Source organism: Kitasatospora sp. NPDC091257 (assembly GCF_044757675.1).
Classification (GTDB): domain Bacteria; phylum Actinomycetota; class Actinomycetes; order Streptomycetales; family Streptomycetaceae; genus Kitasatospora; species Kitasatospora lactacystinica.
This window is the reverse complement of the sequence record NZ_JBIVVI010000170.1, coordinates 1-10504: the sequence shown is the minus strand read 5'-3', so window position 1 is coordinate 10504 and position 10504 is coordinate 1. Positions and strand designations below refer to the sequence as shown.

At 69.8% G+C, this 10504-nt stretch carries 9 protein-coding genes and 1 pseudogene; all 10 read right to left on the bottom strand.

The window, feature by feature from the left end:
- Positions 1 to 83: 83 nt before the first annotated feature.
- The 10 genes and pseudogenes from ACIQOV_RS10920 to arc all read right to left on the bottom strand — a co-directional run bounded on the left by ACIQOV_RS10920 (position 84) and on the right by arc (position 10450).
- Positions 84 to 467: an FKBP-type peptidyl-prolyl cis-trans isomerase gene (locus tag ACIQOV_RS10920; RefSeq protein WP_401047286.1), complete on the bottom strand. Its 384-nt coding sequence runs from the start codon at positions 465 to 467 to the stop codon at positions 84 to 86.
- Between the two features lie 163 nt (positions 468 to 630).
- Positions 631 to 1947 carry an FKBP-type peptidyl-prolyl cis-trans isomerase gene (locus ACIQOV_RS10915; RefSeq protein ID WP_401047283.1) on the bottom strand — a complete coding sequence of 439 codons (1317 nt, stop codon included), beginning with the start codon at positions 1945 to 1947 and terminating at the stop codon, positions 631 to 633.
- A gap of 202 nt (positions 1948 to 2149) precedes the next feature.
- A complete protein-coding gene (locus ACIQOV_RS10910; RefSeq protein WP_401047280.1) occupies positions 2150 to 3139 on the bottom strand; it encodes an FKBP-type peptidyl-prolyl cis-trans isomerase in 990 nt (329 codons plus the stop codon).
- Between the two features lie 136 nt (positions 3140 to 3275).
- Positions 3276 to 4637: a Pup--protein ligase gene (pafA, locus tag ACIQOV_RS10905; protein WP_387693002.1), complete on the bottom strand. Its 1362-nt coding sequence runs from the start codon at positions 4635 to 4637 to the stop codon at positions 3276 to 3278.
- Between the two features lie 121 nt (positions 4638 to 4758).
- The gene (prcA, locus tag ACIQOV_RS10900; RefSeq protein ID WP_401047277.1) at positions 4759 to 5514 is read right to left on the bottom strand and encodes a proteasome subunit alpha; all 756 of its coding nucleotides are present in this window, start codon (positions 5512 to 5514) and stop codon (positions 4759 to 4761) included.
- Positions 5515 to 5545: 31 nt separating this feature from the next.
- A complete protein-coding gene (gene prcB / locus ACIQOV_RS10895; protein ID WP_380352913.1) occupies positions 5546 to 6343 on the bottom strand; it encodes a proteasome subunit beta in 798 nt (265 codons plus the stop codon).
- A pseudogene (locus tag ACIQOV_RS10890) lies at positions 6340 to 6417 on the bottom strand (recombination endonuclease VII); the annotation flags it as partial. The gene prcB and the pseudogene ACIQOV_RS10890, both read right to left, overlap by 4 nt.
- Before the next feature lie 133 nt (positions 6418 to 6550).
- A complete protein-coding gene (locus ACIQOV_RS10885; RefSeq protein WP_188299085.1) occupies positions 6551 to 6769 on the bottom strand; it encodes a ubiquitin-like protein Pup in 219 nt (72 codons plus the stop codon).
- A gap of 174 nt (positions 6770 to 6943) precedes the next feature.
- The gene (gene dop, locus ACIQOV_RS10880; protein ID WP_401047273.1) at positions 6944 to 8455 is read right to left on the bottom strand and encodes a depupylase/deamidase Dop; all 1512 of its coding nucleotides are present in this window, start codon (positions 8453 to 8455) and stop codon (positions 6944 to 6946) included.
- Positions 8456 to 8683: 228 nt separating this feature from the next.
- Complete coding sequence (arc, locus tag ACIQOV_RS10875) at positions 8684 to 10450, bottom strand: proteasome ATPase (RefSeq protein ID WP_359901182.1); 1767 nt, start codon at positions 10448 to 10450, stop codon at positions 8684 to 8686.
- Positions 10451 to 10504: the final 54 nt, after the last annotated feature.

The window sequence follows — 10504 nt, the reverse complement described above, 5'->3', positions numbered from 1 at the left end:
CGCAAACGCGGCACCCCCCAACCCCCCCGGACTGGCCCGTGGGCCGGGCCCCCGGAGGGGTCCGGCCCACGGGCACGGCAGGCTCAGACGGCCAGCAGGTCGACCACGAAGATCAGGGTCGAGCCGGCCGGGATGAGCGGCGTCGGCGACTGGTTGCCGTACGCCAGGCGCGCCGGGATGGTCAGCTCGCGGCGGCCGCCGACCTTCATGCCGACGACGCCCTGGTCCCAGCCCTTGATGACGCGGCCGCCGCCCAGCGGGAAGCGGAACTCGTTGGGGCTCCGGTTCCAGCTCGCGTCGAACTCCTCGCCGGTCTCGAAGGTCACACCGACGTAGCGGACGCTGACGTTCTGGCCCCGCTTGGCCTCCTCGCCCTCACCGACGACGATGTCGCGGATCTGCAGCTCCGTCGGGGCGTCGCCGATCGGGAAGTCGATCTCGGGCTTCTCGTTGAGGTTGACGCTCACAGTCCCTCTTCTCACATTCGCTCTGCTGTCACGACCAAGCGGCGGGCGCCCGCACCCGGTCCGTTCTTCCCGGACCACGGTACGGGCGCCCGCCGCCCGTCCGGGCCCGGCCACGCGGCCGGACCCGGAGGTCACACGTACACCATTGTCACCCGAAAGTGGATCAGCCCTGACCCGCGTCGAGGATGTCCACCACGAAGACCAGCGTCGCGCCGGGCGGGATGTCGCCCTGGCCCTTGTCGCCGTAGCCCAGCGAGGCGGGGATCACCAGCTCGACGCGGCTGCCGACGGTCTGGCCCTCCAGGCCCTGGTCCCAGCCCTGGATGACCTGGCCGCCGCCGACCGGGAAGGTGAACGCCTGGCCCTTGCTGAGCGAGGAGTCGAACACCTTGCCGCTGGAGAACAGCGCGCCGGTGTACTGGACGACGACCTTCTCGCCCTTCTCCACCTTCGGCCCGGTGCCCTTGATCAGGACGTGCGACTTCAGCTCGGTCGGGTCCTTCGCGCCGGCCACCGGGGTGATCTCGGCCGGCTTCTTGCCGTTGTCCTTGACCTGCGGGAAGTCCGCCGGCGGCGGGGTGACGGTTCCGCTCACCACGGCGTCGGGCGCGTTGGCGTTGCGGACGTCGATCACGAAGATCAGGTCGTCCTTGGGGCCGATCGACATGTCGGCCTTGCCCTGGGCGCCGAACGCGGCGGCCGGCGGGGCCACCACCAGCAGCCGGCTGCCGGCCTTCTTGCCGATCACGGCCTGGTCCAGGGCCGGGATCAGCGCGTCGGTGCCGGCCTGGAAGATCTGCGGCTTCCCGTCGGCGTCGTACGAGCTCGGGATGTCCTTGCCGGTGTTCCAGTCCTTGGCGGTGTAGTCCACCGAGGCCCAGGAGTTCTTCTCCACCTTGGCGCCGGTGCCCTCGGTGAGCACCTTGACGACGAAGGAGCCGTCGGAGGCCTCGCCCGGCACCTGGATCTCGGCCTTCTTGCCGAAGTCCCCGGCGACCGTCGGCAGCACCTTGGCGCTGTCCTTGATCGGCGGCACCGGGTCGGCGGTCGGCGTGGGCGGCGCGCTCTTGGCCGCGTCCGGCTTGGCCGCGGCGCTGTCCTTGGAGCCGTCCTTGTTCACCACGTAGAGCGTGATGCCGCTGCCGACCAGCAGCAGGGCCAGCACCGTACCGAGGATCACGCCCAGCTTGCCGACACCGGGCGGGTTCTCGTCGTACCCGGCCTCCGAGCTGTCGGTCTTGCGCACGTTGGAGGCGAAGATCTGCGGGGCGTCGTCGTCCGTCTTCGTTCCGCCCGCGGGGCGCGGCGCCTCGCCGGGCTGCGCCCAGCCGGCCTGCTGCGCCAGGATCGCCGGGGGGACGACGATCGACTCGCGGTCCCCGCCGACCGGGCCGCCGGGACGGGAGGCGGCCGGGTCACCCGCAGAGCTGTCGTTCGCCGCGGTACCGGCCCCGCCCGGGCTCGGCGTCTTCTCAGTCATGACTCCCCATCCATCTCGCCACGAGGTCTTCCAGGTCTGCGTCCGGCGTGGGCACGCCGGCCTGCTGCCGCACCGCCCGCCCGGACCTCGGCACCGGGCGGCGCCTGCCACAGTGCGTGGGCAGTATGACAGCTCAGGATGAGGGCGGACGCTTCGCTGTACGAGCGTCCGCCCAAGCGTACGGAATCCCCGGGGTGAGTTCCTAGACCGCTTCGAGAATGTCGATCACGAAGACCAGCGTCGAGTTCGCCGGCACCGAGCCCTGCGCCTTGTCCTGGTAGCCGAGCGCCGGCGGGACCACCAGCAGGACCCGGCTGCCGACGTTCTGCCCGACCAGGCCCTTGTCCCAGCCCTCGATCACGCTGCCGGTGCCGATCTGCACCGCCTGCGCGCCGCCGTGCGTCCAGGAGGAGTCGAACTGCTGGCCGTTGGCCCACAGCACCCCGGTGTACTGCACCACCAGGGTCTGCCCGCTCTTGACCTGCTTGCCCTCGCCCTTGATCAGCACCGCCTGCTGGAGGTCGGTGGGCGCGGCCTGCCCTTCCGGGATCGTGATCGTCACCGGCGCCTTGCCGTTGTCCTTGACCTGCGGCAGCGTGGCGGGCGGCTCGGTCATCGTCCCGGTGAGCGTGGAGTCCGGCGGCAGGCTCTCCATGATGTCCAGCACGAACACCACGGTGTCGCCCTTGCTGACGCCCAGCTGGCTGGAGCCCTGCTCGCCGAAGGCCGCCTCCGGCGGGGCCACCACCAGCAGCCGGGAGCCCACCTTCTTGCCGATCACGCTCTGGTCCAGCGCCGGCACCAGCTGCCCGCTGCCGGCCTGGTAGAGCTGCGGCTTGCCGTTGGCGTCGTACGAGCTCGGCAGGTCCTTGCCGGTGGTCCAGTCCTTGGCGGTGTAGTTGACCGTCACCCAGTCGCCCTTGTTGACGGTCGCCCGCTCACCCTCGATGACCGTGTTCACCACGAACTGGCCGCTGGGCTGCTGGCCCTCGGGAATGGTGATGGTGGCCTTGCTGCCGAATCCGCCACCCGAAAGAGTGGGCATCGGCGACGCCTCGCCGACCGGCGCGGGCACCGTCGGGGCGGCGCTCGCCGTGGACGGCGTCGCCGGGCCGGCCGCCTTGGGGGAACTGCTACAGGCGACCGCGAGCAGCAACGGCAGGGTGAGAAGCAAACCGGCGGTGCGGCGCACGGTGGTCCTAACTGTCGGTCGAAGTCGGCTCTCCTGACTCGACGGACAGCGTATGCCCGGCACGCGTCCGGCCCCGGTAGACACCACCGGGGCCGGCCACCGCCTTGATCACAAAGCCTCGATCACACCGCCTCCGCTACATCCCCGCGATCAGCTTCTCCACCCGCTCGTCCACCGAGCGGAACGGGTCCTTGCACAGCACCGTGCGCTGCGCCTGGTCGTTCAGCTTCAGGTGCACCCAGTCCACCGTGAAGTCCCGGCGCTGCTCCTGCGCCCGGCGGATGAAGTCCCCGCGCAGCCGCGCCCGGGTGGTCTGCGGCGGGATCGACTTGGCCTCGAAGGTCTTGAGGTCGGTGGTCACCCGCTGCGCCTGGCCCTTGCCCTGGAGCAGGTAGAACAGGCCGCGGCGGCGGTGGATGTCGTGGTACGCGAGGTCGATCTGGGCCACCCGCGGGTTGGACATGCTCATCCCGTGCTTCTCGCGGTAGCGCTCGATGAGCTTGTACTTCATGATCCAGTCGATCTCCTGGGCCACCCCGTCCAGCCGCTCGGTGCGGACGGCCTCCAGGGTGCGGCCCCACAGGTCGAGCACCCGGCCGACGGTGCCGGTGTTGATGCCCTTGCGGTCCGCGAACTCCAGGGCCTTCGTGTAGTACTCCTCCTGGATGTCCAGCGCGCTGGCCTCCCGGCCGTTGGCGAGCCGCACCTGGTGGGTGCCGGTGAGGTCGTGGCTGACCTCGCGGATCGCCCGGATCGGGTTCTCCAGGGTGAGGTCGCGCATCACCACGCCGGCCTCGATCAGCCGCAGCACCAGGTCGGTGGAGCCGACCTTGAGCAGCGTCGTGGTCTCGGACATGTTGGAGTCGCCGACGATCACGTGCAGCCGGCGGTAGCGCTCGGCGTCCGCGTGCGGCTCGTCCCGGGTGTTGATGATCGGGCGCGAGCGGGTGGTGGCGGAGCTGACGCCCTCCCAGATGTGCTCGGCCCGCTGGCTGACGCAGTACACCGCGCCGCGCGGGGTCTGGAGCACCTTGCCCGCGCCGCAGATCAGCTGCCGGGTGACCAGGAACGGGATCAGCACGTCGGCGAGCCGGGAGAACTCGCCGTGCCGGGCCACACAGTAGTTCTCGTGGCAGCCGTAGGAGTTCCCGGCCGAGTCGGTGTTGTTCTTGAAGAGGTAGACGTCCCCCGCGATGCCCTCCTCGTGCAGCCGCCGCTCGGCGTCCACCAGGAGACCTTCGAGGATCCGCTCGCCGGCCTTGTCGTGCGTCACCAGCTCGACGACGTCGTCGCACTCGGGGGTGGCGTACTCGGGGTGGGAGCCGACGTCGAGGTAGAGGCGGGCGCCGTTGCGCAGGAAGACGTTGCTGCTTCGGCCCCAGGAGACGACCCGGCGGAACAGGTACCGCGCGACCTCGTCCGGTGACAGCCGCCGCTGCCCGCGGAACGTGCAGGTCACGCCGTACTCGTTCTCCAGCCCGAAAATCCGGCGGTCCATGAGCACTCCATTCTCTGTCGGAGCTGTCCGAAACCGCCTCCACGACGGCTGGGCCGCCGCAGGGGCACCGGAGTCCCGCACGACGGCGGCGGGGCCGCCGTACGGAACTCCACAGGTACTGCTACACCGGCGTGCCGCCCGCCGGGTTGTCGTCGTCGTCCGCCTCGGCGGACTGGTCCCCGTCGAGCAGCCGGCCCAGCTGGTTGCCCAGGATCCGCTTGAACTTGCGCTGCTGGAACCGCTGGCGGTCGAGGACCGCGACCTCCAGCTGTTCCGGCGTGAGGCTGCGCGGGCTGCCGCCGTTGGGGTCGCGGGCGAGCGAGTCCACCGCGACCTTCACCGCCTCGGTGAGGCTCAGGCCGGCCCGGTGGCGCTGGCCCAGGTAGTTGCCGATCGAGTCGGCGTTGCCGCCGACCACCACGTAGTTCTTCTCGTCCACGACCGAGCCGTCCGGCGTGAGCCGGTAGATCTGGTCGTTGTCGGAGGTGCGGCCGACCTCGGCCACGATCAGCTCGACCTCGTACGGCTTCTCGCCGACCGAGGAGAAGATGGTGCCCAGGGTCTGGGCGTACACGTTGGCCAGGCCCCGGGCCGTGACGTCGGCCCGGTCGTAGGAGTAGCCGCGCAGATCGGCGTAGCGGACGCCGCCGATGCGCAGGTTCTCGAACTCGTTGTAGCGGCCGACCGCCGCGAAGGCGATCTTGTCGTAGATCTCGGAGACCTTGTGGAGCGCCCTGGAGGTGTTCTCCGCGACGAAGACGATGCCGTCGGCGTAGGTGAGCACGACCACGCTGCGGCCGCGCGCGATGCCCTTGCGGGCGTACTCCGCGCGGTCCGCCATGGCCTGCTGGGGTGAGACGTAGAACGGTGTCGACACCGGCGGTCGTCCCTTTCCTGTGAGGTGGTGGCTAGATCAGCGGGGCCTGCGGGCCGTTGGGCCGGGCCAGGCGCTCGTCGGTGATGGCGACGGCGACCTCCGTGACCTCCGCCTCGGTGAGTCGGCGGAAGCCGTCCTCGGTGATCAGCGAGACGATCGGGAAGATCTTGCGGGCGAGGTCCGGGCCGCCGGTGGCGGAGTCGTCGTCGGCCGCGTCGTACAGCGCCTGGACGACCATGGTGACGGCCTGGTCGGCCGTCAGCCCCTCGCTGTAGAGCTTCTTCATCGAGCCGCGCGCGAAGACCGAGCCCGAGCCGGTGGCGGTGAAGCCGCGCTCCTCGGACCGCCCGCCGGTGACGTCGTAGTTGAAGATCCGGCCGCGGCCGAGGTCCAGGTCGTAGCCGGCGAACAGCGGCACCACCGCGAGGCCCTGCATCGCCATGCCCAGGTTGCCCCGGATCATGGTGGTGAGCCGGTTGGCCTTGCCCTCCAGGGAGAGCGTGGTGCCCTCGATCTTCTCGTAGTGCTCGAGCTCCAGTTGGAACAGCCGGACCATCTCGATCGCGAGGCCCGCGGTGCCGGCCACGCCGACCGCGCTGAACTCGTCGGCCGGGAACACCTTCTCCATGTCGCGCTGGGCGATCACGTTGCCCATCGTGGCCCGGCGGTCACCCGCGATGACCACGCCGCCGTCGAAGGTCGCGGCCACGATCGTGGTCCCGTGCGGGGCCTCGACCACGGCGCCCTCGGGGAGCCCGCGGCGACCGGGGACCAGCTCCGGCTTGTGCTCGGCGAGGAAGTCGATGAACGAGGACGACCCCGGGGTCAGGAAGGCAGCCGGTAGACGCCCGGTGCCACGAGTGTTGGCTTCCACACGATTCCTTCCAGGTAGCTTGAAGCGCGCGCTGCCCGCACCCTACCCGCCCGACGATCACTGTCCACGGGTGGAGGGGCCGGTGCCGGACGGCCGGGCGGTGCTCGCCGCCCGGCCGCCCCGGACGGTCGCGACCGTGAATTCGGAATGCCCGGGTGCGGGCTATTGCCCGCCCTTCTGGACGAATCCGCGCACGAAATCCTCGGCATTCGACTCGAGGACCTCGTCGATTTCGTCCAGCACCGCGTCGACGTCGTCGCTCAGCTTTTCCTGGCGCTCCTTGAGGTCGTCGGAATTCTGGCTTTCCGCGGCCTGCTCCTCGACCTCCTCGGAGGAACGGTTTGCCCGCTGCTGGCCGCCGCCGGTGTCCTTGCTCGCCATTTCCCTCACCCCGCTCGATTCGTCTGGCACGGTTCGGTCGTTGCTTGCTGCACCGACCCTATACACAAGGTGCGACTGCCGCTCCCGGTTTGCCGGTGGCGCTTCCTGTCCAACACCCGCTGCCACCCCGGATGATTCCCATTCGGCGGACGTTCACCCATGGTGATCGAAAAGTTACCCGCCGGCCAGCACCCGGAGCAGGTCCTCGGCCGTGCGGCAGCGGTCCAGCAGCTCCTTGACGTGGTTGCGGGTGCCGCGCAGCGGCTCCAGGGTGGGGACGCGCTGCAACGAGTCCCGGCCGGGCAGGTCGAAGATCACCGAGTCCCAGGAGGCCGCCGCGACGTGGTCCGCGTACTGCTCCAGACAGCGACCGCGGAAGTACGCCCTGGTGTCCTCCGGCGGCTTGGAGACGGCCCGCTCGACCTCGTCCTCGGTGACCAGCCGCTCGAACCGCCCGCGGGCCACCAGACGGTTGTAGAGGCCCTTCTCGGGCCGTACGTCGCTGTACTGGAGGTCGACCAGGTGCAGCCGCGGGTTGTCCCACTCCAGGGCGTCCCGGCTGCGGTAGCCCTCCAGGATCTCCCGCTTGGCGATCCAGTCCAGCTGCCGGGACAGCGACATCGGGTCGCGCTCCAGCCGGCCCAGGACGTCCTCCCAGCGCGCCAGCACGTCCACCGTCTGCTCGTCCGCGTCGGCGCCGAAGCGGTCCTCCACGTACTTGCGGGCCAGCTCGAAGTACTCCAGCTGGAGCTGGACGGCGGTGAGCCGGCGCCCGTTGCGCAGGGTGATCAGGTGCTTGAGCGTCGGGTCGTGGGAGACCCGGTGCAGGGTGCGCACCGGCTGGTCCACCGCGAGGTCGGCGGCGATGAAGGAGTCCTCGATCATCGACAGGACCAGCGAGGTGGTGCCCAGCTTGAGGTAGGTGGAGATCTCGGAGAGGTTGGCGTCCCCGATGATCACGTGCAGTCGGCGGTACTTCTCGGCGTCGGCGTGCGGCTCGTCCCGGGTGTTGATGATCGGGCGCTTGAGCGTCGTCTCCAGGCCCACCTCGACCTCGAAGTAGTCCGCCCGCTGGCTGATCTGGAAACCGTGCGCGGAGCCGTCCTGGCCGATGCCGACCCGGCCGGCGCCGGTGACCACCTGGCGGGAGACGAAGAACGGGGTGAGGTGGCGGACGATGTCGGCGAACGGTGTCGCCCGCTTCATCAGGTAGTTCTCGTGGGTGCCGTAGGAGGCGCCCTTGTTGTCGGTGTTGTTCTTGTAGAGGTGGATGGTCTGCCCGTTGGGCAGTTCCAGCGCGCGTTGTGCCGCGGCCGCCATGATCCGCTCGCCGGCCTTGTCCCAGAGCACGGCGTCACGCGGGTTGGTCACCTCGGGCGAGCTGTACTCGGGGTGCGCGTGGTCCACGTAGAACCGGGCCCCGTTGGTGAGGATGACGTTGGCGAGGCCGATGTCCTCGTCGGTCAGCTGGCTGGCGTCCGCGACCTCGCGGGCCAGGTCGAACCCCCGTGCGTCGCGCAGCGGGTTCTCCTCCTCGAAGTCCCAGCGGGCCCGCCGTGCCCGGTGCATCGCCGCCGCGTACGCGTTGACGATCTGGGACGAGGTGAGCATGGCGTTGGCGTTGGGGTGCCCGGGCACGGAGATCCCGTACTCGGTCTCGATGCCCATCACGCGCCGTACGGTCATGCGGCCCTCCTTGCCCGGTGCGCCGCCCCCGACGGGCGGAGCACGCTGACGTACCGCCGAACAACACCGACGCCGGGCCTCTGCCCGCGGACGGTGGGTCGAGCCTAGAACCCGGCGCCGAGCGGCGGGCCCGGAGACGCGCCGTCCGGCTGCGGGGCCGCGAGGCGCCACAGCCGGACGGTGTGCGTACAGCTCCGGGGACCGCTGCCGGCCCGGACAACCGCGTGCTTACAGGTACTGCCCCGTGTTGGCGACAGTGTCGATCGAGCGGCCGGACTCGGCGCCCTGCTTGCCGGTGACCAGCGTGCGGATGAAGACGATCCGCTCGCCCTTCTTGCCGGAGATGCGGGCCCAGTCGTCCGGGTTGGTGGTGTTCGGGAGGTCCTCGTTCTCCTTGAACTCGTCCACGCAGGCGGCGAGCAGGTGGGAGACGCGCAGACCGCGCTGACCGTGGTCGAGGAAGTCCTTGATGGCCATCTTCTTCGCGCGGTCGACGATGTTCTGGATCATCGCGCCGGAGTTGAAGTCCTTGAAGTACAGGACCTCCTTGTCACCGTTGGCGTAGGTGACCTCCAGGAAGCGGTTCTCCTCGGTCTCGGAGTACATCCGCTCCACCACCGACTGGATCATCGCGGCCACCGTGGCCCCGACGGAGCTGTCGTGCTCCTTGAGGTCGTCCGGGTGGAACGGCAGCGAGTCCTTGAGGTACTTGGAGAAGATGTCCTTCGCGGCCTCGGCGTCCGGGCGCTCGATCTTGATCTTGACGTCCAGGCGGCCGGGCCGCAGGATCGCCGGGTCGATCATGTCCTCGCGGTTGGAGGCGCCGATGACGATGACGTTCTCCAGGCCCTCCACGCCGTCGATCTCGGCGAGCAGCTGCGGGACGATGGTGTTCTCCACGTCCGAGCTGACACCGGAGCCGCGGGTGCGGAACAGCGACTCCATCTCGTCGAAGAAGACGATGACGGGCGTGCCCTCGCCCGCCTTCTCCCGGGCCCGCTGGAAGACCAGGCGGATCTGCCGCTCGGTCTCGCCCACGTACTTGTTGAGCAGCTCGGGGCCCTTGATGTTGAGGAAGTAGCTCTTCCCCTGGGGGCGGCCGGTGACCTCGGCGACCTTCTTGGCCAGCGAGTTGGCGACCGCCTTGGCGATCAGCGTCTTGCCGCAGCCGGGCGGGCCGTAGAGCAGCACGCCCTTGGGCGGGCGCAGCTCGTACTCCTTGAAGAGGTCGGCGTGCAGGTAGGGCAGCTCGACCGCGTCGCGGATCAGCTCGATCTGGTTGCTCAGACCGCCGATCTGGCGGTAGTCGATGTCCGGGACCTCTTCGAGGACCAGCTCCTCGACCTCGGACTTCGGGACGACCTCGAAGACGTAGCCGGAGCGGGGCTCCAGCAGCAGGGCGTCCCCGGACCGGATGGTCAGCCCACGCAGCGGTTCGGCGAGGCGCACCACCCGCTCCTCGTCGGTGTGCCCCAGCACCAGGGCGCGCTCGCCGTCCTCCAGGAGCTCCTTGAGGGTGACGATCTCGCCGATGTTCTCGAAGGCCATCGCGTCCACGATGTTGAGGGCCTCGTTGAGCATCACTTCCTGGCCGCGCCGCACCTCGTCGAGGGCGACGCTCGGGCTGACGTTCACGCGGAGCTTGCGCCCGCCGGTGAAGATGTCCGCGGTGCCGTCCTCGTTCGCGTCGAGGAAGGTGCCGAAGCCGGCCGGGGGCTGTGCCAGCCGGTCCACTTCCTCCTTGAGGGCCACGATCTGGTCGCGGGCCTCTCGCAGGGTGGAGGCGAGCCGTTCGTTCTGGGCGGTCACGCCCGCCAGGTTGGTCTGGAGCTCGACGATCCGCTCTTCGAGGATCCTCGAATTGCGCGGCGAGTCGGCGAGCTTGCGGCGCAACACGGCGATTTCCTGCTCAAGGTACGAGACCTGAGCGGCCTCGTCGGAACCACGAGCGGGCCTGCCGGTGCTGCGGTTGTAGTCGTCATCGTGGGCTGCCACGGTCCTCACCTCCTCCGGGGAGCTGGACGCTTCCAGACCCTACCTGGGACCAGG